General features: G+C 73.4%; 20 protein-coding genes and 2 tRNA genes. 10 read left to right on the top strand and 12 right to left on the bottom strand.

The genetic code is table 11. The annotated features are described in order from the left end of the window. Window positions 1-313: 313 nt before the first annotated feature. Window positions 314-997: a FadR/GntR family transcriptional regulator gene (locus ACFWIA_RS11100; protein WP_387002612.1), complete on the bottom strand. Its 684-nt coding sequence runs from the start codon at window positions 995-997 to the stop codon at window positions 314-316. Between the two features lie 82 nt (window positions 998-1,079). Next, window positions 1,080-1,153 (bottom strand) — tRNA-Lys (locus tag ACFWIA_RS11095). A 565-nt stretch (window positions 1,154-1,718) separates the two neighbouring features. On the opposite strand from ACFWIA_RS11095, the gene ACFWIA_RS11090 reads away from it, so the two are divergent. The 4 genes from ACFWIA_RS11090 (at window position 1,719) to ACFWIA_RS11075 (ending at window position 6,272) form a co-directional block, all read left to right on the top strand. Then, window positions 1,719-3,203 (top strand): peptidoglycan-binding protein, encoded by a 1,485-nt coding sequence (locus tag ACFWIA_RS11090; RefSeq protein ID WP_387002610.1) that lies wholly within the window; start codon window positions 1,719-1,721, stop codon window positions 3,201-3,203. Continuing rightward, window positions 3,200-4,594 (top strand): SPFH domain-containing protein, encoded by a 1,395-nt coding sequence (locus tag ACFWIA_RS11085; RefSeq protein ID WP_387002608.1) that lies wholly within the window; start codon window positions 3,200-3,202, stop codon window positions 4,592-4,594. Before ACFWIA_RS11090 ends, ACFWIA_RS11085 begins: the two co-directional genes overlap by 4 nt. A gap of 503 nt (window positions 4,595-5,097) precedes the next feature. Further along, window positions 5,098-5,700 (top strand): lytic polysaccharide monooxygenase, encoded by a 603-nt coding sequence (locus ACFWIA_RS11080; RefSeq protein WP_387002606.1) that lies wholly within the window; start codon window positions 5,098-5,100, stop codon window positions 5,698-5,700. 116 nt (window positions 5,701-5,816) lie between these two features. Continuing rightward, on the top strand, window positions 5,817-6,272 hold the full coding sequence (locus ACFWIA_RS11075; protein WP_387002604.1) for a DUF3592 domain-containing protein: 456 nt from the start codon (window positions 5,817-5,819) through the stop codon (window positions 6,270-6,272). A 20-nt stretch (window positions 6,273-6,292) separates the two neighbouring features. Here ACFWIA_RS11075 and ACFWIA_RS11070 read toward each other — a convergent pair whose 3' ends face one another. Next, a complete protein-coding gene (locus tag ACFWIA_RS11070) occupies window positions 6,293-7,324 on the bottom strand; it encodes a saccharopine dehydrogenase (protein WP_387002603.1) in 1,032 nt (343 codons plus the stop codon). Window positions 7,325-7,389: 65 nt separating this feature from the next. On the opposite strand from ACFWIA_RS11070, the gene ACFWIA_RS11065 reads away from it, so the two are divergent. After that, complete coding sequence (locus ACFWIA_RS11065) at window positions 7,390-7,980, top strand: TetR/AcrR family transcriptional regulator (RefSeq protein ID WP_387002601.1); 591 nt, start codon at window positions 7,390-7,392, stop codon at window positions 7,978-7,980. A gap of 61 nt (window positions 7,981-8,041) precedes the next feature. Here the strand turns inward: ACFWIA_RS11065 and ACFWIA_RS11060 are convergent. The 8 genes from ACFWIA_RS11060 to ACFWIA_RS11025 all read right to left on the bottom strand — a co-directional run bounded on the left by ACFWIA_RS11060 (window position 8,042) and on the right by ACFWIA_RS11025 (window position 15,244). Next, window positions 8,042-8,118, bottom strand: a tRNA-Lys gene (locus ACFWIA_RS11060). 107 nt (window positions 8,119-8,225) lie between these two features. Then, window positions 8,226-8,975 carry an IclR family transcriptional regulator gene (locus ACFWIA_RS11055; RefSeq protein ID WP_387002599.1) on the bottom strand — a complete coding sequence of 250 codons (750 nt, stop codon included), beginning with the start codon at window positions 8,973-8,975 and terminating at the stop codon, window positions 8,226-8,228. A 221-nt stretch (window positions 8,976-9,196) separates the two neighbouring features. Further along, window positions 9,197-10,033 carry an ectoine/hydroxyectoine ABC transporter ATP-binding protein EhuA gene (gene ehuA, locus ACFWIA_RS11050; protein ID WP_387002597.1) on the bottom strand — a complete coding sequence of 279 codons (837 nt, stop codon included), beginning with the start codon at window positions 10,031-10,033 and terminating at the stop codon, window positions 9,197-9,199. Beyond that, the gene (gene ehuD / locus ACFWIA_RS11045; protein ID WP_387002595.1) at window positions 10,023-10,709 is read right to left on the bottom strand and encodes an ectoine/hydroxyectoine ABC transporter permease subunit EhuD; all 687 of its coding nucleotides are present in this window, start codon (window positions 10,707-10,709) and stop codon (window positions 10,023-10,025) included. The genes ehuA and ehuD overlap by 11 nt, the downstream gene beginning before the upstream one ends. Then, window positions 10,706-11,392, bottom strand: coding sequence for an ectoine/hydroxyectoine ABC transporter permease subunit EhuC (gene ehuC, locus ACFWIA_RS11040; protein WP_387002593.1), 687 nt, complete (start codon window positions 11,390-11,392; stop codon window positions 10,706-10,708). Before ehuC ends, ehuD begins: the two co-directional genes overlap by 4 nt. Next, window positions 11,389-12,354, bottom strand: coding sequence for an ectoine/hydroxyectoine ABC transporter substrate-binding protein EhuB (ehuB, locus tag ACFWIA_RS11035; RefSeq protein ID WP_387002591.1), 966 nt, complete (start codon window positions 12,352-12,354; stop codon window positions 11,389-11,391). Before ehuB ends, ehuC begins: the two co-directional genes overlap by 4 nt. Before the next feature lie 95 nt (window positions 12,355-12,449). Then, the gene (locus ACFWIA_RS11030; RefSeq protein WP_387002589.1) at window positions 12,450-13,907 is read right to left on the bottom strand and encodes an amidase; all 1,458 of its coding nucleotides are present in this window, start codon (window positions 13,905-13,907) and stop codon (window positions 12,450-12,452) included. A 113-nt stretch (window positions 13,908-14,020) separates the two neighbouring features. Next, window positions 14,021-15,244 (bottom strand): DUF418 domain-containing protein, encoded by a 1,224-nt coding sequence (locus ACFWIA_RS11025; protein WP_387002587.1) that lies wholly within the window; start codon window positions 15,242-15,244, stop codon window positions 14,021-14,023. Window positions 15,245-15,670: 426 nt separating this feature from the next. Here ACFWIA_RS11025 and ACFWIA_RS11020 point away from each other — a divergent pair, with 426 nt between their 5' ends. From ACFWIA_RS11020 to ACFWIA_RS11005, 4 genes are all read left to right on the top strand, one after another. Beyond that, window positions 15,671-16,456 (top strand): decarboxylase, encoded by a 786-nt coding sequence (locus ACFWIA_RS11020; RefSeq protein WP_387002585.1) that lies wholly within the window; start codon window positions 15,671-15,673, stop codon window positions 16,454-16,456. A gap of 61 nt (window positions 16,457-16,517) precedes the next feature. After that, window positions 16,518-17,054, top strand: coding sequence for a SigE family RNA polymerase sigma factor (locus ACFWIA_RS11015; protein WP_387002583.1), 537 nt, complete (start codon window positions 16,518-16,520; stop codon window positions 17,052-17,054). Continuing rightward, window positions 17,051-17,494, top strand: coding sequence for a hypothetical protein (locus ACFWIA_RS11010; protein WP_387002581.1), 444 nt, complete (start codon window positions 17,051-17,053; stop codon window positions 17,492-17,494). The genes ACFWIA_RS11015 and ACFWIA_RS11010 overlap by 4 nt, the downstream gene beginning before the upstream one ends. A gap of 113 nt (window positions 17,495-17,607) precedes the next feature. After that, complete coding sequence (locus ACFWIA_RS11005) at window positions 17,608-18,870, top strand: hypothetical protein (RefSeq protein WP_387002579.1); 1,263 nt, start codon at window positions 17,608-17,610, stop codon at window positions 18,868-18,870. Window positions 18,871-18,972: 102 nt separating this feature from the next. Here ACFWIA_RS11005 and ACFWIA_RS11000 read toward each other — a convergent pair whose 3' ends face one another. Then, on the bottom strand, window positions 18,973-20,910 hold the full coding sequence (locus tag ACFWIA_RS11000; protein WP_387002577.1) for a BTAD domain-containing putative transcriptional regulator: 1,938 nt from the start codon (window positions 20,908-20,910) through the stop codon (window positions 18,973-18,975). 112 nt (window positions 20,911-21,022) lie between these two features. Here ACFWIA_RS11000 and ACFWIA_RS10995 point away from each other — a divergent pair, with 112 nt between their 5' ends. Then, window positions 21,023-21,901, top strand: a complete 879-nt coding sequence (locus ACFWIA_RS10995) for an alpha/beta fold hydrolase (RefSeq protein WP_387002576.1) — start codon at window positions 21,023-21,025, stop codon at window positions 21,899-21,901.

Raw genomic sequence — 21,901 nt, 5'->3', positions numbered from 1 at the left:
CCTTCGAATCGGCGCTCAGGCGGCAGGGCGTCCATGAGGCGCTGGTCGCCCGAGTGCGGGGTGACCGGCAGCGGAACTGCGCGACCAGCCACGACGCAGCCCCAGCGGGACGCCCCGATAGGGGAGCTGGACCCCGCACGGGAGCTGGACGCCCCGACAGGGGGCGCGGGGAACTGCGCAAGGCCACAGCGCACCCGCGGTGAACCGCGCAGGCCCAGCGGGACGTACCGAAGGGGCGCGGGGAACTGCGCGGGTCACCACCACGCACCCGCACGGGACACCGCACCGCCAGGTGAACGCACCGAGGAACCGCTCAAGCGGAGCCGACCGTCGCAGCCAACCGATCACGAACGTGCCCAAAGTGGTCCTGGATGGCCCGCTCCGCCCGCAACACGTCCCCGGACCGCACCGCATCAAGGATCTCCCGGTGCTGCCGACAGGTCACCCGCGGATCCTGCGGAACGTCCACCAGATCCGTCCGCACCCGGTGGAACGCGTCCCAGAACGCTTCGAGCACCTCACCGAGCAACAGGTTCCCGAGCCCCCGGTACAGCGCGGCGTGGAACGCACGGTCCGTCTCGAACAGGGACGCCCCCTCCGCAGCGAGCGCGTCCATGCGATCGGCCAGGACCTCCAGCTCGGCGAGGTCCCCCGCGGGCAACCGCCCCGCGAGCCGGGAGACGAGCCCGGTCTCCAGCGCCGCGCGCACTTCGAGGAGCTGGAGCAGGCTCGCCTCGCCCCGGTAGTGCCCGGCGACGGTACGGAAGACGAGCCCCTCCATCATGGGAGCCATCGACATGGGTCCGACATACGTGCCGAAGCCGTGCCGGATCTCCACGATCCCCATGGCCTGGAGTCCTTTGAGGGCCTCGCGGACGGAGTTGCGGCTGACGCCGAGCAGCTCCATCAGTTCGGGCTCCGTGGGCAGCACCGCACCGGAACGCAGTCGCCGGTCGATGATGAGTTTCTTGATCCGCTCCTGGATGTCGCGCGCCATGGGGGTCACCGTAGCGGCCGGGCGCCCGGGGGTCCCGGACAGCGAAAAGCCCCCCGGCTCGCCGGAGGGCTTCACGTGTCTGTGCGCCGCCAGGGACTCGAACCCCGGACCCGCTGATTAAGAGTCAGCTGCTCTAACCAACTGAGCTAGCGGCGCGTGCTGACCTGGACAACTCTACCCGATGTCCCGGAGTGCTCCGGAACCCCGCTCGGGGCCGGGAGCGGCGGAGGCCGTGCCGCCCCCGGCCCCCGCGCGTGACCGGGATCACGTCGGGTGGTGCGGCCCCGGGGCGGGGGAGCCCCGGGGCCGGCAGCGCCGGATCCGCGCGTTCCGGACGGGGGGTGTCCGGTCCCGGGGGTGGGGTGCGGGTCCGGCTCCCGGACGGGGGATGTCCGGGGCCATGGGTGGAGCGGGGCGCGCGACCGGTCCGGAGCGGGGAGTTCCGGGTGTGATCGGTGCGTACCACCGTTTCCGTAATCACTTGATCACACTTGTACCTTCTGGAGCAACCCTGCCCGCTGGTGACTTTTGACCCTTGTGTGGCTGGTTGCCCGAACGCGGAGTACGGGTGGAATCTGACGTACCCTCAAGGGGTTGAAATATTGTATGTCTGACTGTGCATCATTTGGGCAGTCAACGTGCGATATGTCCGGACAGTTGAGAAGCTGACGCCCTGTGCGGATGCGCGCGGAGGTCAATTCCGGTGTGTGAGGGGAATCGAATGGACGCTCCCGTATTCGAAGAGGTGGCGCCCGCGAGCGACTGCGACTGTCCGGGCTGTGCCGACCGGAGGCGGGCCCGGGCCCGCGGTCTGCCGGTCCGGCTCGGCGGCAGTCCGGCGGCGCACGGCGCCCGACGACAGGCGGTGGTCCTCGCCGCGGCGGCCGGGACGGTGCTCAGCGGATCGCAGCTGACCGCGGTGGCGGCCGAGTACCGCCCGCTCGGCTCGGGGCACCCGGCCGGCGGGTCCGCGCTGCTCGGCGGCGTCGGGTCGCTGCTGCCCGGGCCGACCCCCGCCCCCGTGGGCGACCCCGGCGGTCCCGGGGTCCCGTACGCCCCCGGCAGCGGGGACGCCGAGGAGCCGGCCGGGACCCCGCAGGGCACCGCCGGCCCGCTGTACGGTCCCGCGACCTCGCCCGAGCCGACCGCCACGCCGACCGCCACGCCGGCCGCGACGAACTTCCCGGCCGTCACCCGGGCCGAGATCATCAACCGGGCCAAGACCTGGGTCAACGCCAAGGTCCCGTACAGCATGTCCAAGTACTGGTCCGACGGGTACCGACAGGACTGTTCGGGTTTCGTCTCGATGGCCTGGGGCCTCGGCAGCAACCAGTGGACCGGGAGCCTCGCCGGCTTCGCCGTCCGGATCACCAAGGCCGAGCTCCAGCCGGGCGACATGCTGCTGTTCCACAATCCGTCCAACCCCGGTTCGGGCTCGCACGTCACGATCTTCGGCGGCTGGACCGACTACACCCGTAGCCACTACATCGCCTACGAGCAGACCCCGCCGAAGGCCATCAAGCGCTCGACGCCGTACCCGTACTGGAACAACGCCAACAACTACATCCCCTACCGCTACCGCGGGGTGCAGTCCGGCGGCGGTTCCTCCGGGCCGACCGGCAGCATCCCGCCCGGCAGCACGGCGTTCCCCGGCGCGGACAAGTTCGGGCCGGGCGCCCACAACCGGCACGTCACCGAGCTGGGGCGGATGCTCAGGGACCGCGGCGGCTCCCGCTTCTACCGCGGCGGACCCGGCCCGCGCTGGAGCGACGCCGACCTGCGGGCCACCCGCGCGTTCCAGCAGGCCCAGGGCTGGAAGGGCTCGGCCGCCGACGGCATCCCGGGCCCGAAGACCTGGGACTACCTGGTGCGCGGCAAGGGCCGGGACATCCCCGGGACCGGGACGACGGGCGGAACGGGCGGCTCGCGTCCGGGCGGCTCGGTCCAGAACCCGGGCCAGGGCGGCAGTCCGGCGTTCCCCGGCCGGGGGCACTTCCGCCCCGGTCAGAACAACCCGCACGTCACCCAGCTGGGCAAACAACTCAAGCGGAAGGGGTTCGGCCGGCACTACGCGCAGGGCCCGGGCCCGCGCTGGAGCGAGAGCGACCGGCGCAACGTGGAGTCGTTCCAGCGCGCCCAGGGCTGGCGCGGCACGGAAGCCGACGGATACCCGGGCCCGGAGACCTGGCGGCGACTCTTCTCATGACGGACGCACGCCCGGTGACCCCCCGGTCACCGAAGACCCCCCAGCCCCCGCAGCCCTCCCCGGCCCAGCGACCCGTGCGGTCCGACGAACCCGGCTCCCGCCAGCGGCTGATCCACAACGAGGCCACCACCGAGATCCCCGTGCACCTGCTGTTCCGCGAGGACGCCACCGGTACCCCCGTGCCGGCGGCCCCCGCGGTGGTGGGCCGTCGCCGCGGCACCGGCGAGCAGCCCACGACCCCCGCCGGCGCCCTCCGCGACCGGGACCGCGCCGCAGCCGCCGTCCGGACGGCCCGGGCCGCCCGGACCGATCGCCCGGAGCGGGCCGAACGGGCCGAACGGGCCGAGGGCGCCGCCGCCGGACGGGCGCCCAAGCCGGACGCGCTCTGGGCGGACGGCGAACGGCCCGTACCGCTGCCCGATCCCGCGCTGGTGGAACGACTGGGCCGCGCCCTGCCCGGATGGCTCGGCGTGCTCGCCGGCTTCACCGGGTGCGCGGGTCTGGTCATCGGCCTGTGGTGGGCCGGCGCGCTGCCCACCGAGGCCGTCCGGCTGCTCGAACTGCCCGCGTACGGGGCCGACGCCGGACCGCTCGGCACGGCGCTGGACGCCGTCACCTCCCGCTCGGGCACCCGGGCCGCCGGACCCGCCAGCCCGATGGGCGTCGGGCACTGGGCGGTCATCGCGGTGCCCGGGGCGCTCGCGCTGCTCGGCTTCGGCGGGCTCGCCCGCGGTCGGGTCGGCCAGGCGTGGGTGCTCAGCCTCTTCGGACGGTACCGGGGCACGATCCGGCGCACCGGACTGGTGTGGGTGAACCCGCTGCTGTTGCGCCGCCGGGTCGACGTACGACTGCGGCACTGGCGCAGCGAGGCGATGCCGGCGGTGGACGCGCACGGCGTCGCGCTGCGGGTGGTGGTGCTGGTGGTGTGGCACATCCGGGACACCGCACGGGCCGCGCTGGCCGTCGAGGACCACCAGGAGTACTTGCGCGAGTGCGTGGAGGCGGCGATGGCCCGGGTGCTGTCGCAGCTGCCGGCGGACGCGTTCCACGAGGACGCGCCGACCCTGCGCGACGCCGAAGCGGTGGGGGACGCGTTGACGCGACGGATCGCGGCGGACGCCCTGCCGGTGGGCATCGAGGTGTTCTCGGCGCAGCCCACCCGGATCGAGTACGCGCCGGAGGTCGCCGCGGCGATGCAGCGGCGGCGGATCGCGGCGATCGACGCACAGCACCGGGACTCGGTGCTGACCTCGGTGGTCGACTCCGTCGAGGACACCGTCACCCGGCTCACCGTGCGGGGACTGGTCGAGCTCGACGACTACGAGCGCAAGGCCCTGGTGAAGGACCTGACCGTGGCGTTCTACACCGGCCGGGGCGGCGACCCGCAGTAGCGGTGCGGGGTGCCGGCGCGGGCGGGGAAACCGACCGCCCGGGTCCTTCCACGGTCGTCGGCGGGGCCGCTCGGGTTCCCGTCTACGTCCCCGACTACGACCACGGGGCGCCCGGGCCGGTGGCCGCGCGGTACGTGGTGGGGCCCGGGTCCGGTGGGTGGTCACCGGGGAGAATCACTTCGCGTGCGACCTACCGGGCCGGCGGGCGGACCGTCGACCGATCGACGTCCGCCGACGCCGGGACACCCCCGCGCCATCCGGCACGAACGCCTGGTGGAGGGGCAGTTGGCGGGGTGCGGGCCGCTGTCCGGGGGCGTCATCGGGTGGCGGCCGACGGCGATCGTAACGCCGAACCCCTGGCCGGATCACGGAGTCGAGGCGACCGGATTCCTTCCGTTCTTGGTATGGACATGTTCAACTAACGCCCATAACCTGAGTCTTGGTCTAGACCGCAAAATGTGCGTACGCCTCACAGAACCCCCACGTTCTCCAGGAGCGGCAGCATGCGAAAAAAGATGTACGCGGCCATGCTCGGACTCGCCACCGTCGGAGCCATGACGCTCTCCACCGGTGGTGCCAGCAGCCACGGATACACCGATCAGCCCCTCAGCCGGCAGAAGGCGTGCGGGAACGGCGGCATCGTCAAGGGCTGCGGTTCCATCCAGTACGAGCCGCAGAGCGTCGAGGGCCTGAAGGGCTTCCCGGCGAAGGGTCCGGCCGACGGCAAGATCTGTTCCGCCGGGAACGGCGGCTTCAGCGCCCTCGACCAGCCCAACCAGCCCAACGGAAGCGCCTGGCCCACCACCAAGCTGACCGGCGGACAGAGCTACAACTTCCGCTGGCAGTTCACCGCCGCGCACGCCACGACCGACTTCAAGTACTACATCACCAAGAACGGTTGGAACCAGAACGCTCCGCTGACGCGGTCCGCCCTGGAGTCCACCCCGTTCCTGACGGTGCCGTACAACGGTCAGCGTCCCCCGTGGACCCTCTCGCACTCCGGGCAGGTGCCCTCCGGCAAGTCCGGGCACCACGTGATCCTCGCGGTGTGGACGGTCAACGACACCCCGAACGCCTTCTACGCCTGCTCGGACGTCACGTTCTGACGCTGATTCAGGGTTAGTACCATCCCGGGGTCCCCCCGTGACCCCCCACGCTTAGCCTGTTCGCGCACGTCGCCCGTGGCCGCGTGGCGTGCACGACACTCATACGGGGGGACCTCATGGAATTGATCTTCTTCTACGCAGCGCCACTCCTCATCGCGGGCGTGGCGGTCGCCATTGCGGTGACGACCGTGCTCCGGGCCAGGGAACGCAGCCAGGCTTGGAGTAGCGGGCTGGTCGCCGAGGCCCGGTGCCTGCGGATCTACACGAGCACGCACCGCAGCGACAGCGGCTCGCGGACCGTCCGCCACTTCGTCTTCGAGTTCACCACCGCCGAGGGCCGCACCGTGCGGTTCGAGGAGGAGGACCTGCCCGGGACCATCATCGAGGACGACTTCGTCCCCGTGCACTACACCGCCGAGCGGCCCGAGAAGGCCACCGCCCAGGAGCCGTCCCGTACGGCGAACCTCCTCGGCACCACCGGCATCCTGGTGTTCTGCGGGGTCGTCGTCGCGTTCTGCGTGGGGTTCATGGTGGTCGCGACCACGATCAGCGACGCGATGGGCGACTTCTGACCGCGCTGGCCCTCCGGCGTTCAGGCGCCGGGTGCGTCGACGAAGGTGGCGCCCAGCTCGACCAGCCGCTCGACCGCGTACTCCGGATCGAGCAACGACTCGGGGGTGTGGACGCCCGGCGGAACGGCTGCGCCGCGCAAGCCGATCAGGCGTTCGACACCGAGGGCGATGCCGAGTGCCGTCAAGGGACGCTGCCCCGCCGGGTGGACGAGGTAACGGACCGTACGGAGCGGTGCACCCGCTGCATCCGTTCCGTCGAGGTCGATCCGGACCTCGACGGAAGGCGGCTCGCCGCGACGCCGGCCCGCGGACTCGCCGAGGGCGAAGTCGAAGCGGACGTCCGGTGCGCCCGTCGCGAGGGCGAGGCTCGGCACGTCGAGGATGGCGATGCTCTGACCGGACCACACGGTGCCGTCGAGACCGGTCACGTCCGTCTGCGCGTCGGGGCCGTTGACCCAGGTGAAGACACCGTCACGGCGTACCAGCCCGGCCGAGGTGGCGGTGGACCAGCGTGCCAGATCCGCCGTCCCCGCGGGCCCGCCGGTGTCCTGTTCGTCCAGGAGGGCGCCGATCCGGATGCTGTCGACCCGCGCGAACTCCCGGGCCGAGTCCAGCGCGGCGAGGACGATGCTGCCCGCGCACCAGTGGCTGGCCACCAGGATCGGCGAGGCGTCCGCCCGCTGGGCGCCCGCGACCACCTCCGGTGCGATCTCCACCAGGCCGCTGGAGATGCTGAGGTACGGCAGTCCGTGGTGCTGTGCGTAGTGCAGTCCGTTCAGGCGGTCGTCCCACAGCGCGGCGACCACCGCCGAGTAGCGGTGCTCGGCCGGCAGGCCGAGGTCGCTGCGGCGCAGGTCGACGGTGACGGCCGTGGCGGCGCCGAGATCGTCGGCCACCCGCTGGGCGCGGCCGATGTCGCGACCCGCGATCGTCAGCGGCAGTGCCGGGTGCCATCGGCGCAGGAGGGCGGAGGCCGTCGTGCCCGCCTGGCCCGAACCGCCCAGGACCAGTACTGATTCCGGTTGACCCACCGTGGGTTCCTCCCCATGCATGAAGTTACATTTTGTAGCCTACGTTTTGTAACATAGCGTGGAGTCAGACACCAGGGGGAAGGGGCATGGCCATCACGACCCGACTGTCCAAGCAGGCCCGGCGGGAGCAGTTGCTCGACACCGCCGTGGCGGTCGTACGCGCCCGGGGCGCCGACGGTCTGACGCTGGCCACCCTCGCGGAAGCGGCGGGAGTGAGCAGGCCGATCGTGTACGGCCACTTCGACACCCGCCCCGGCCTCCTGCTCGCGCTCTACCGGCGGCTCGACGCACGGCACCGGGCCGCTACCGCTCGGGCCTTGCGGGCTGCCGGTCCCGCCGCCGACGAGGTCGCCCGCGTCATGAGCGCCGCGTACTTCGCCTGCGCCACCGACATGCCGGAGTTCACCGCCGTCTCCGCCGCGCTGCGGGGGGACCCGGAGATGGAGACGGTCCAGTGCGAGCTGCTCGACGACTACACGAGGGTGCTGGCCGCTGCCCTCGCGCCGCACTCCGACCTCTCGGCCGAGTCCCTTCGGCTGCGCTGCACCGGCGTGCTGGGGGCGGCCGAGGCGATCGCCGTCGAGCTGAACCGGGGCCGGTCCACCGCCGCCGAAGCGGTCACCGCGCTGACCGACCTGATCGTGGGCACCCTCGCCCCCCGAGCCGGCCGCCACTAGGTGGCCAAACGCCGCTGGGCGTCCTTCCCGAAGGAAGAACGCCCAGGTCAGGCAGTGCCTGTGGTGCGCCGCCAGGGACTCGAACCCCGGACCCGCTGATTAAGAGTCAGCTGCTCTAACCAACTGAGCTAGCGGCGCCGGCTGACGAGAAAAATAATACCCGGTCCACGGGAGTGCTCCGGCCAGGGCCGCCGACCGCCGCCGAGCGGCCCGGTCGACAGGGCTGGCCGACCGGGCGCGGGCGGTCACAGCGTGAGGGCGAGCAGGACCGAGGCCGCCGCCTGGTTGAGGGCGTCCGCGGCCGGCCGCAACCGGTGGGTCTGCTCGACCGGCAGCGACAGGGCGAGGCACCCCGCGGTGGCGCCGGCCGTCAGCGGAACGGCCGCGCACACCGTGCCGACCGCGTACTCCTGGAGGTCGAGCACCGGCACCGTCGCGGGCTGGGCGGCGAACCGGGTCAGCAGCTGGCCCTCGTGGGTGATCGTCCGGGAGGTCAGCCGGGCCATCCGGTGCCGGGACAGGTGGTCGCTGCGGGCCTCCGCGTCGAGCTGCCCGACCAGGCACTTGCCGATGGCGCTGGCGTGGCCGGACGAACGGAAGTCCACCCACTCGTGCACGGCCGGGGTGTCGGGTCCGTCGGCGCAGTACGGGACCCGGATCTCGCCGTCCTGGTACCGGCCGACGTACACCGCGGCGCCGAGGTCGCCCCGCAGCCGGTCCAGCGAGTCCTGCAAGGGGGCCCGCCCCGCGCCCGGCCCCGTCCCGAGGCGGTCGAGCGCCTCACCGGAGGTGTACGTGCCGTCGGCGGACTGGGTGACGTACCCCTCGCGGCGGAGCATCCGCAGCAGTCCGGCCAGTCGGGGGCCGCTGAGTCCGGCCGCCCTGGCCAGCTCCGCCTCGCCGACGCCGGCGGAACGTCGGGCGATGAGATCGAGCACCCGCAGGGCGCGCTGCACCGAGCGGTACGGCGCGGTCGACTCGTGCTGAAGCGCCACTGCGTCCCCCTGGACGGTCCCGGGCCATGCTGCTGGGCACCCTCCACGATAGCCCTCGACGCGCCCCGGGAAAGGGGTACTTGCCGAGATGGACACCGGGGGTTGACGGCCGGAACACCCCTCCGAGCAGCAGCGATAACCTCAGGGCATATGTCGATGGCACGCCCCGAATCCCTCGTCAGGGTAGTCATCGCCGCTGTCACCGCAGGGGCTCGGACCCCTCAGAGCACCGCGCTCAGGAACTCCCGGGTCCGGTCCAGCTCCGGATCGCTGAAGATCTTCTCCGGCGGGCCCGACTCGATCACGCGCCCCCCGTCGAACATCAGCACCTGGTCGGAGATGTCCCGGGCGAACGACATCTCGTGGGTCACGCACAGCATCGTGATGTCGGTGGTCCGGGCGACGTCCCGCAGCACGTCCAGCACCCCCGCGACCAACTCCGGGTCGAGCGCCGAGGTCACCTCGTCCAACAGCAGCACCTGCGGGCGCATCGCCAGGGCCCGGGCGATGGCCACCCGCTGCTGCTGCCCGCCCGACAACTGCGAGGGGTACGCGTCGCAGCGGTCCGCGAGTCCGACCAGGTCGAGCAGTTCCCGACCGCGCTGCTCGGCCTCGTCGCGGGACAGGCCCAGCACGGTCACCGGGGCCTCGGTGATGTTCCGCAGCACCTTCATGTTCGGGAACAGGTTGAACTGCTGGAACACCATCCCGATGTTCTTGCGGACCTCCCGCACGTGCTTCTCGCGGGCCGGCACCAGCTCGCCGTCGCGCTCCTCGTGGGTCAGATAGCGCCCGCCCACCCGGATGCGCCCCTCGTCGGGCTTGAGCAGGGTCATCAGCAGCCGCAGGATCGTCGTCTTGCCGGAGCCGGACGGACCGATCAGGGTCACGTGTTTGCCCCGCCCGACCGAGAAGTCGAGGTGGTCGAGGACGGTCGTCCCCCCGAAGCGCTTGGTGACGTCCTCGAAGCGGATCAGTTCCTCCACCGCCGAAGCGGTGTTCCCGGCGGGGCCGGTCGGGGTGGGATCGGTCGGGGTCGGGGTCGCGTCAGTGGACAAGGCGGCGCTCCAGGGATCGGATCAGCAGCGAGGACGGATAGGCGATGAGGATGAAGGCGATCCCGACGACGGTCAGCGCCTCGGTGTACTGGAAGGTGTCCGAGGCTTCCAGGCGGGCCTGCTGGAGCAGTTCCAGCACCCCGATCCCGGCGAGCAGCGGGGTGTCCTTCAGCATCGCGATGACGTAGTTGCCCAGGGCCGGGACGACCCTGCGCACGGCCTGCGGCAGGATCACGGCCGTCCACGTCCTGCGGTACGACAGGCTCAGCGCGCGGGCCGCCTCCCACTGTCCGACCGGCACCGCGTCGATCCCGGCCCGGTAGACCTGGGCGGTGTACGTCGAGTAGTGCACGCCGATCGCGATGATGCCGGTGGTCAGCGAGGAGAACTGGACGCCCCACTCCGGGAGCACGAAGAACAGGAAGAACAACTGCACCAGCAGCGGGGTGTTGCGGATGAACTCGGTCAGCATCCCGACCGGCCAGCGCACGAACCGGGTCGGCGCGCGCAGCGCCACCGCCCACACCAGGCCCAGGCTGAACGAGATCAGCGAGCCCAGCGCCAGCACCTGGAGCGTGACGAGCACCCCCTCCCAGAAGTGCGGCAGGAAGTCGACGACGGCCTGCCAGTCCCAGGAGTCGGCCTGGGCGGCGGCGGTGGTGGAGTACGTGCTCATGCGGCACCTCCGCTGGTGCCCGCCGCGACGGGCGCCTTGCCGAGACCGGCCCGGGCCCGCCGCTCCAGCGCCTTCATGCCCCGGGCGAGGACGAACGCGATCACGAAGTAGATCACCAGGGTGATCGCGTAGATCTGTGCGCTGTCCTGCGTGGCGAGCCGGACCAGATAGGCGGCGAACGACACGTCACCGATCCCGAGCAGCGACACCAGGGCCGTCCCCTTCAACAGTTCGATCAGCAGGTTGGAGAACGGCGGGAGCATCTCCGGCACCGCCTGCGGCAGCAGGATCAACCGCATCCGCTGCCAGGGCGTGAAGCTGAGCGCCACGCCCGCCTCGCGCTGCGCCGGGGCCACCGCGTTCAGCGCGCCCCGCACGACCTCGGCGCCGTAGGCCCCGTAGGACAGGCCCAGCGCCAGCACCGCCGCCCACATCGGCACCAGCGACCAGCCCACGAGCTGCGGCAGCACGAAGAACAGCCAGAACATCAGCACCAGCGCCGAGGTGCCCCGGAAGACCTCCGTGTAGAAGCCGGCCAGGAAGCGCACGGTCTTGAGCCGGTGGGTGCGGGCGATGCCGATCCCGAAGGCGACCGCGGTCGCCAGGGCCGCGCTGTACAGCGTCAGTTGGAGGGTGGTCCAGATGCCGGGCAGTACCCAGTGCTGCCAGAGTCCGGCGGTCATGAGCACAGCTCCTCGGCGGTCAGTTCCGTCATCTCCGCCTCGGTGAACCCGAACGGCCGCATGATGCGCAGGAGCTCCCCGCTGTCCTTCATCCGGTGGATCTCGACGTTGAAGGCGTCCCGCAACGAGGTGTCGGTGGGCCGGAACGTGAAGCCGCCCCCGTCGACGCGTTCCTCCCCGTCCACCACCGGGGCGAACGGTTCGGTGGCCTCGGCCCGGCTGCTCTTGCGGGTCACCTCCCGGGTGGTCAGCGCGGTCCCGCCGAACACGTCGATCCGACCGGACTCCACCGCGTTCAACCCGGCCACCCCGTCCTGGAGCACCACGACGTCCTTCTGCGCGTACCCGGCCGCGACCGCGTAGCCGCTCTGCGCGTACCCGGAGCCGGTGCCGAACCTGGCCTTCTTCCCGATCACGTCCTCGTAGCTGCGCAGCCCCAGCGGGTTGCCCTTGCGGACGATGAACGAGTCGAGCATCTGGTACTCGGGGTCGGAGAAGATGACCTGCTGGCAGCGCTCCTTGTTGATGTACATCCCGGCCGAGACCACGTCGAACTGCTGGGTCTTCAGGCCCGGGATGAGCGAGCCGAAGTCGGTGGCCACGGGCTGGACCTTGGCCACCCCCAGCCGTTTGAAGATGACCTTGGCCAGTTCCACCGCCTCCCCGGTGAACTCGCCGTCCTCGTCGATGTATCCGTAGGGCACCTCGCCCGCGATGCCCAGCCGTACGGTGCCCTGGGACTTCAGTCGGGCCAGGGTGTCGCCGGTGGGCACCCGGGAGCAGCCCGCGGCGCCGAGCGCCCCGGCCGTGCCCAGGACCGCCGCCCCGATGAGCAGGGACCTCCGGCGCGGTCGGGGCCCGGCGCCGGCCCCCGGTATCGGGGCCGGCCGGGCGCCGCCGTCGGCGATACCGGGATCTGGCACGCGTCTGTTCGCTGAGTCGTCTCGCAGTCGTGGAGCCATTGCGCGCGGCTACCCGCCCCCGAGCGACTTATGCGGGCCAGATCACGCCCCGCACCCGGTGGCCGTCAGCCATCCGAGTGCCGGGGCGCGTCCCGTCAGCCCGCCGCGAGGTCCGGTGTCCGCTCCGGCGCGTGCGCGGGGGCACCCGGCAGCGCGGGCGCCGGAACCCCGGCGACACCCGCCTCGAACAGGGCGTTCGCCAGGCGCAGCACCGTCTCGTCGGCGAACCGGGCGGCCACGATCTGGAGCCCCACCGGCAGCCCGTCCGCGTCCAGCCCCACGGGTACGGTCGCCGCGGGCTGGGTGGTCATGTTGAACGGATACGTGAACGGGGTCCAGCCCGTCCAGCGGCGCGACCCGCTGCCCGGGGGGACCTCCACCCCCGCCGTGAAGGCGGTCACCGGCAGGGTGGGGGTGACCAGTACGTCGTACGTCCGGTGGAACAGGCCCATCCGGCGGCCGAGTTCCGCCCGGACGTCCGTGGCGGCCAGGTAGTCCCGTGCGGAGAGCGCCGCCCCCGCGGCCCGGGCCTCCCGCAGCCCCGGGTCGAGCCGGGCGACCTGTGCGGGGCTCAGCGCCCTGGTCAGGTGTGCGGTGCCGCTGAACCACAGGGTGTGGAAGGCGTCCACCGGGTCGGCGAGGTCCGGATCGGCCTCCTCGACGTACGCGCCGAGCCCCGCCAGGCCCTCCACCGCGCGCCGCACCGCCGCGGCGACGCCCGGGCGCACGGCGACCTGTCCGCCGAGCGTCGGCGAGAACGCGACCCGCAGGCCGCGCACCCCCTCCACGGCGGCCGGCCCGCGGAAGCCGCCGGGGGCCGGGCGCGCGGCGCACCAGTCGCGCGGGTCGGCGCCGCTCAGCACGTCCAGCAGCAGCGCGGCGTCCGCCGCGTCCCGGGCCATCGGGCCCACCTGCGCCAGGGTCCCGAACGCGCTCGGCGGGTACGAGGGCACCACCCCGTGCGTCGGCTTCAGCCCGACGACACCGCAGAACGCGGCCGGGATGCGGATGCTGCCGCCGCCGTCCGTCCCGACCGACAGCGGGCCGGCGCCCGCCGCGAGGGCCGCGGCGCTCCCGCCGCTGGAGCCCCCGGAGGTCCGGCCCGGGTCGTACGGGTTGCGGGTGATCCCGGTGAGCGGGGAGTCCGTCACCGCCTTCCAACCGAACTCCGGGGTCGTCGTCCGCCCGGTGAACACCGCCCCGTGTTCGCGCAGCCGCGCCACCGCGGGGGCGTCCGGATCGGCCAGCCGCGCCGCCGGGTCGACCGAGTGCGAGCCCCGCAGGGTGGGCACCCCGTGCTCCGGCAGCAGGTCCTTGACGGTCACCGGTATCCCGTCCAGCAGCCCGACCGGCTCCCCCCGTCGCCACCGCCGGGTCGACGCCCGCGCCGCGTCGAGCGCCCGTTCGGCGTCGATCCGGACGAAGGCGTTCACCGCCGGCTGGATCTCCTCGGCGCGCCGCAGCACCGCCTCCGTCACCTCGACGGGGCTGAACTCGCCCGTCCGGTACCCCTCCAGCATGCGAACTGCCGACAGCCCCGTGAGCTGACGCATGACACCCCTCCCGGTGAGCACGCCCCCCGATCCCGATCCCGCGACAGGCATACCCAGCCCCGGTCGCCGTACCCGCACGGTGTCGTGAAGTCACTCCCGTACGGGTCGGGGTGTCACCGGCGCAGCACCCACCGCTGGAACGACTCCAGGGGGCCCGTCGAGAAGCGCCGCAGCCACAGCGTCGAGCCGACCATCAGCACCGCGCACACCACCGTCCACAGCGCCAGCGGCCACCACGGCCACCAGCCGTCACCGAGCCGGTGCGTCAGGCCGAGGCCGATCCCGTACGCGGCGAGCATGCACAACACGTTCTGGAGCACGTACCCCGACAGGGCGGTCCGGCCGACGGAGGTGAGGCCGTGCAGCAGCGGGCCCGTCCGCCCGGCCCGGGTGGCCCGGTCGGTGAGCCAGCCGACGAGCCCCAGGTAGCCGAGTGCCGTCAGCGGCCCGGCGACGTACCGGTCCAGCAGGAAGAAGCCGGAGCCGGCCACCGGCAGCAGCACCGACAGCGGCAGGCCGATCCCGAGGCCCCAGCGCAGCAACCGGGTCCGGATGCGGCGACCGGTCTCGTCGTCGCCGAACGCGCCCGCCCGGAACAGCCGCACGCCCAGCAGGAACAGGAACACCAGCAGCCCGAACGAGAGCACCGGCTCCAGCCGCAGGACCAGCACGTTGTCGAGCCGGTACCCGATCTGGTCGGCCCAACTCCCGTGCGCGTACACGTCGATCACGTCCTGGCCGGTCTCGGTGTCCTCTTCCCCCTGCGCGGACAGGCCGACCGTCAGCACCGCCATCAGCGTCAGGTGCAGACCCAGGGCCCACCACATCACCCGGTCCTGGACCTTCTGCGAACGGGCCAGCAACCAGGCCACCAACAGCGCGGTGACCGCGTACCCCATCAGCACGTCCCAGGCGAAGACCAGCAGGAAGTGCACGGTCCCCTCGGCGAACAGGAACAGCGCCCGCCACCGGTACGGACCCGGCCAGGGCTGCCCGCGCCGCGCCGCCGACGCGTACTGGATGGCGAGGCCCACCCCGAACAGCACGGTCAGCAGGGACAGGAACTTGCCGTTCGCCAACAGCCGCACCACGCTCTCGACGCCGTCCCCGAACGAGGCGAACGAGCCGCCCATGTTCGAGGCCACTCCGCCCTCGGAGCCGGGGGTGGCGAAGATCCAGACGTTGGTCGCCAACGTGCCCAGGATGGCCGCGCCCCGCAGGACGTCGAGCAGCGGATTGCGCGCGCGTCGCGGGGGTGCCGCCCCCGCCGCCGGTTCGCCCGGCCGGGCCGGGGCGTCAGACGGTTGCGGAGGGGCTGAGTACCGGATTTCGGACATGTGTTCATCGTCTCGGTCGCGGTGCTCGTGCACGTCGTGAGCGGCGACGAATCCCCGCTACACAGAAGGATGTACGGGGTGGCCGGGCCGGTCATACCGGGGACGCACGCCGGTCCTACCGGGGGCGCAGGCCGGTCGTGGCGGGGGCCCGGGGCAGCCTGTGGCGGGGGAGTGCGGGTCGCTCCGACGCGCTGCCGAAGCGGTCCGCCGGCGCGGCCGTCGCGCCGGGCCCGCCGGTGCGGGGCATCCTGGGAGGAGGCGTCGCACCCGCGGCGGGCCGCCCCCGATCCGGGCGGGTGGCCGCGGGCCCACCGGGCAGGCGCGTGGTGGGAGCCGCACCCGGCCCCCGCCCGGCCGAGCACGGCACCCCCGCCGAGCGTCGGGCACGCGCCCCGCCGGGCATCAGGCACGCGAAGGAGACAGCACGTGACCTCACTGGGATTCCTGTACCCGGGCCGGACCGCCGTGGACGACTACGTGCGCGCGGAACAGCTGCTCGGCGGCGGGGTCCGGCTGCACGCCGTACGGGCCGACGCCACCGACGCCACCGCCACCGGGGCGGACGGCTCGCCGCTGGACGGGCCGGACCTCACCGTGGACGCGGTGCCGGTGCCCTCCGAGGAACGGCTCGCGGCCCTCGTCGAGGAACTGCGGCTGTCCGGCGCCGAAACGGTCGTCTGGGCGGGACCGGGCTTCGCGCTCGGCGCGGCCGGCGCCCACGAACAGGTCCGCACGCTGGCCCGGGCCGCCGGCCTGCCCGCCTCCAGCACCTCGTTCGGCTTCGCCCACGCGGTACGGGAGCTGGGCGCCCACCGGGTCGCGGTGGCGACCGTCTACGGAGCGGACCTGACCGAACGGTTCACCCGGTTCCTCACCGAGGAGGCCGGCACGGAGGTCGTGTCCGTGGCGGGCGACCCCGCCGCCGCCCGGCCCGCCACCGACCCGAGCGGCGGCCCCGCGGGCCTCGCCGCCCTGCGCGCACTTGTCCGGGCGGCCGACCGTCCGGACGCCGCCGCCGTGCTCGTCCCGGGCACCGCCCTGCGCACCGCCGCCCACCTCACCGACCTGGAGGCGGACCTGGGCAAGCCGGTGCTCACCGCGAACCAGGTCACCGTCTGGGAGGCCCTGCGGCTCACGGACCGCCGGGTGAACGCTCCCGGCCTCGGCGCCCTCTTCACCCGTGAGCCCCTGGTGCAGGTCCCCACCGACTGACCGCCCCCTCGCCCCGCGTACCGTCGGCGGGTACCCGTACGCCTGCGAGGAGCGCTGACGTGTGACCGAGGAGGAGTTCGCCGAGTTCTACCGGAGTTCGGTGCACCGGCTCACCGGCCAGCTGTACGTCATGACGGGGGACTTCCACGAGGCGCAGGACGTGGTGCAGGAGGCGTTCGTCCGGGCCTGGGGACACCGGCGCCGCCTGGAACGGGACCTCGGCCCCGACGCCTGGGTGCGGGCCGTCGCCTGGCGGCTCGCCGTCAGCCGCTGGCGCCGCCTGGTCCGCGGCCGGCACGCCTGGGAACGCCGGGCCGACCCGGTCACCAGCGGCGGACCCGACCCGGGCACCGTCGACCTCGAACGGGCCCTGCGCGACATGCCGCCCCGACAGCGCCAGTGCGCCGCCCTCTTCTACGTCTGCGACCTGACCGTCGCACAGATCGCGGCGGAGACCCGACTGGCCACCGGCACCGTCAAGACGCACCTCTCCCGCGCCCGCGCGAAGCTCGCCGGCTCCCTCGACCCGCCGCCCGGGGCCGCCCGTGTCCCGGACGCCGCCGTCCCTCGCTCGCCCTCCGGGGAGGACCAACGATGACCGAGCACGACGATCCGGTGGGCGCCGGGCTCAAGGACGCCGCCGAGCGCGCCGCAGCCCGCAGCCGACCCGCCGACCCGGGGACGATCGTGGCGCTCGCCCGCAGCCGCCGGCGCCGGACGCTGGCCGCCGGCGCCGCGGGCGCGATGACCGTGACGGCGGCCCTGGGCGCGGTCCTGCTGACCCGGGCCGCCGAGCCGCCCGCGCCCCCGCCGACGATCCCGGCCTCGTCGCTGCTGCCGGGGCCCGAATCCGCGGACCCCGGCCCGCGCGGGGACGATCGCGACGCTCGCCCGCGCCCGCAGCCCAGCCCGCCCGGCACCGGCGGCACCCGGGCCACCGGCCCGGCGGACGACCGGCCGGAAGCCGAACCCACCCGACCCGGCGGGCCCACGAGTGTCGGTGGGGGAGTCGGGCCCTCGCGCAGTCCGCTGCCCTGACCCGGCGGGCGCCGGTGGTGGTGATCCGCGTCTCACCGGCGGGACCGGGTCAACCTCGCTGTCGGTGGGGTGCGTAAGGATGGCAGACGCCGACCCCGCGAGGAGACCCCAAGATGGCCGCAGACACCCGCCCCCGAATACCCAGGGCCATCCTGCCGTCTCCCCTCCGCCCGCGCACCAGCCTCCCGCCGTCCACCCCCGACCCCGCCTCCGGTGACCGGGCCGCCCCGAGCACCACCGGTCCGCTGTCCTCGGCCGAAGCGCGGCGCCGCACCGTCCGGACCGTGCTCGCCGTGTACGCCGCGGCCACCGCCGCCCACCTCACCGCCCTGTTCACGCTCACCTCCGCCACCCCCGGCGCCGGCGTCCGCGAGCGGCTGCTCTCCTGGGACGGACAGCTCTACGCGGAGATAGCCGCCGACGGCTACCCCGACGAGATCGCCTACGGCGCGGACGGCGAGCCGCTCGGCAACAACCTCGCGTTCTTCCCGCTCTACCCCCTCCTCGTCCGGACCCTGCACCGGACGACCGGCCTCGACGTGGACTCCGCCGCGCTGCTCGTGGCCCACCTGGCCTTCCTCGGTGCGCTGTTCGCCGTACACGCCCTGGTCACCTCGCTGTACGGGCGGCGGACCGCGGACGTCACCCTCGTCCTCGTCGCGGTGGCGCAGCCGATGGCGGTGGCGCTCGTCATGGCGTACAGCGAGGCGCTGTTCCTGGCGTTGGCGGCCGGCGCCCTGCTCGCCGCCCGCCGGGGCAACTGGCTCGCGGCCGGCGCCCTCGGACTGCTCGCCGGGCTGACCCGGCCGGCCGCCGGAGCCCTGGCGCTGGCCCTGGCGGTCGCCGTGCTGGGCGAGGTCCGGCGCGCCCGACGCCTCGGCTGGCGCCCGCTGGTCGGGCTGGTCCTGGCCTGCACCGGGACCCCGGCCTACCTGCTGTGGGTGGCCGAGCGCACCGGGCAGCTCGACGGCTGGTTCGTCATCCAGGAGGCCGGCTGGGGCACCCACTGGGACAGCGGCGCCGCCACCGTCGACTTCCTCACCGACACCCTGGCCCGGGGTGACGGCTGGGTGCCGTTGAGCACCGCGTTCCTGCTCGTCGCGGCCTGCGCGCTCACCGTCGTGGCCTGGCGCCGGGGGGCCTGGCCGCCGCTCCTCGTCTACGGAACGGCGATGCTGGTGATGACCCTGGGGCAGTCGAACTTCTACCACTCCAAGCTGCGGCTGCTGGTGCCCGCGCTGCTCCTGCTGGTGCCGCTGGCCGCAGCGCTCAGCCGGCTGCCCCGGCGCCGACTGGTCCTGGTGCTGTCCGCGGGAGCGGTGTTCGGCGCCTGGTACGGGGCGCACATGCTGGTGGTCTGGAAGTACGCGGTCTGACCCGCGACGGCCACCGGAACGGAACCGGGTGCGAGTGGTTGAGGTACAGGAAATCCCGGCGTCGGCGACGGATGCCCCCGAACGTTCGCGGATTGCGGTCGCTCACCCCGCTCCGGCGCATGCCTCCGCCTCTGCCAGGTACCGCGCCACCGGGCCCAGGGTCAGCATTCCGCCAGCGGCGCCGGCGTGTTCTGCACAGGCATCACGCAGGGCGGCTTCGGCGCGCGCGGCGATTCCGCGTTCGCCGAGGCGTACGGCGGCGCGGGCGGTCAGGCACCACATGGCCTCCTGCATGTGGTCACGCGGTGGTTCGGGCATCGCAGCGAGGGCGGTACGGGCCTGCTCGACCCGGTCCTGGGCGAGCAGCACGAGGGGGCGGGTCCAGGGCCCGTACGGGCCCCAGTCGAGGTGCGGGTCGGTGGGCGCGGGCCGGTCGTGCAGCAGGCGTAGCCCCAGTAGGGCGAGCGGGAACAGGCCGCGGTGCAGCCCCGGCATTCCGGCCGTCCGGAGGGCGTCCTCGGCAGCGCGGTAGTGCGCTGCTGCCGTGGCGGCGGTCGGTCCGCCGGGTTCGGCGCTGCGGGCGGCCGTGGCCCGGGCCCTGAACCACCCGGTGAGGACGGGGACGAGGGGCGCCTCGGTGGTGGCGGCGAGCTGGTCGGCCGCATCGGCGTGCGAGGTCGCGGCGTCGAGGTCGCCGAGGGCCGAGGCGGATTGCAGGCGCACGAGTCGGCCGAGCACGGCGAAGTTCGGCAGTTCGTGCCGGGTGGACAAGTCGAGGATCTCGGCGCCGGTCCTGTCCCGTGCCGCCGCGAGCCCGGGGCTGCTGAAGGACTGCAGGAACACCCCGTTGAGGGCGAAGGCCAGCAGGGCGGGATCGGCCAGGTCCCGTGCCAGCTCCTCGGCCTGACGCGCCGCCTGCCGCGCGTGCTTCAGCTCGGTCGCGGACAGATCGGCGCTGCGGCTCTCCACGGCGACCGTGGCCAGGAGGCGGGCGCGCAGGTCGGCGGGGCCGTCGGGGCCCAGCCCGGTGAGCGTGCGCTCGGCAGCCGCGACGACGGCGCGGGACTGCTCGGGGTCGTCGGCCCGGCTCCAGAGGGCGGGCACGTCGTAGGTGCCGATGATCCGGGCGGTCAGGGAGAGGTCTCCCGTGCGTTCCGCCGCCCGGATGGCGGCGAGGCGGTCGCGCCGCGAGCGGACGAGGGCGTCGCCCCCCGCCAGTGCGAGGGTGCGGGCCAGATCCACGGTGGTGCGCGGGCCGAGCCGGACACCAGGGCCGGTCCACGTCGTACGTGCTCCTGCGGGGGACGCGGACCCGTTGAGGATGGCCGTCTCCAGGCGCTGAAGGTCGCCACCGGGGTCGAGCCCGAGTTGGTCAGCGAGCATCGCGCGGGCACGGCGGAGGGTGGCCAACGCGTCGGCCTGGCGGCCCGCGCGGTACAGCGCGCGGGCAAGCAGCTCCCAGGCCGGTTCGCGCCACGGGTGTTCGGCGACATGGGCACCCAGTTCGGCGACGAGATCGGCCCCTTCCCCTGCGTCGAGGAGGATGCGGGCGCGCAGTTCCACCCCCTCCAACCTCAATTCCTCCAGCCGGGTCCGCTCGCGCTGCGCCCATGCGGAGCCGGTCACATCGGCGTAGGCGGGTCCTCGCCAGGCCGCGAGTGCCGCGCCGAGGTCGGTCACCGCGGCGGGGTCGCGGCGGGCTCGGGCCAGCGTGTCCTGGAACCGATGGACGTCCACGTCCTCGCGCGGCGAGCGAAGCGCGTAGCCGGGACCTTCGGTGACGATGACGCGCGGCGGATTGCGGGGCGGGCGGTCGGGTTCGAGGGCACGGCGCAGCGCGGCGACGAACGTACGCAAAGCGCCAACCGCGCGGGCAGGCGGATCGGCCCACAGGTCATGGACAAGGGTGTCGGTGGTGACCATCCGTCCCTCGGCGGCGACGAGCCGGGCGAGTACCTCACGATGGCGAGGTCCGCCCAGGTCGACAGGGCTGCCGTCGTCGCGGAGGGCCCGCACCACACCGAGCACGTCGATTCGCATGCCCCCATCCTCCGCGCCGGGGGCCGGCTGCGCCCAACCGTACTGATCGGCTGCTGATCGCCGTCGCCCAAGCTGATCCGGTCGAGTCCCCGACCCGAAAGGGTGGTCCCTCATGACGCTCACCGTTCCCGGCTTCGATCACCTCCGCCTGCCCGGTGCGGACGGTGTGGAGCTGGCTGCAGCCGTCGGCGGCAGCGGCAGCCCGGTCGTGCTGTTGCACGGCTTTCCCCAGACCCACCTGATGTGGCGACACGTCGCCGAGCGGCTCGCCGACGAGCACACGGTGATCTGTCCTGACCTGCGGGGCTACGGCGCCAGCGACAAGCCGACGGCCACCGACCCCGATGCGTACGCCAAGCGCACCATGGCCGCCGACGTCGTGACCCTGGCGGCGGCGCTCGGCCAGGAGCGCTTCGCCCTCGTCGGCCACGACCGAGGCGCCCTGGTCGCCTTCCGGGCGGGGTTGGACCACCCGGAGACCATCACGCACCTGGGCATCCTCGACATCGTGCCGACGCTCGACATGTGGAACGTCCTGCACGGCGCCTCGGCGGCGATCGGCTACCACCTCTTCCTGATGGCGCAGCCGCCGGGCCTGCCGGAGACGATGATCGCAGCCAGCGCGGACGCGTTCTTCGGCTCGTTCCTCGACGCCTGGGCCAACGACCCGACCACCATGCCCGAGGACGTACGTGCCGAGTACCTGCGCACGAGCGCCGCGGCGGTGACGTCGATCGTCGCGGACTACCGGGCCTCGGCGGGCATCGACGTCCTGCACGACCAAGCGGACCTGGACGCCGGGTCGCAGCTGGCCATGCCCGTGACGGTCGTCCAGCAGGACTGGGGCGCGCAGCTCGGCTACGACGCCGCCGGGGTGTGGAAGGCGTGGGCGCCGGACCTGGACCACCGGCTGACCCGCGCCGGGCACTTCATGGCCGAAGAGGCACCCGACGAGATCGCAGCCGCGATCCGGGGCCTGCTGGCCCGCTGA

Source organism: Streptomyces sp. NPDC127068 (assembly GCF_042724695.1).
Classification (GTDB): Bacteria; Actinomycetota; Actinomycetes; order Streptomycetales; family Streptomycetaceae; genus Streptomyces.
The sequence above is the reverse complement of the archived record's forward strand: the minus strand, read 5'-3'. Positions and strand labels throughout refer to the sequence as shown.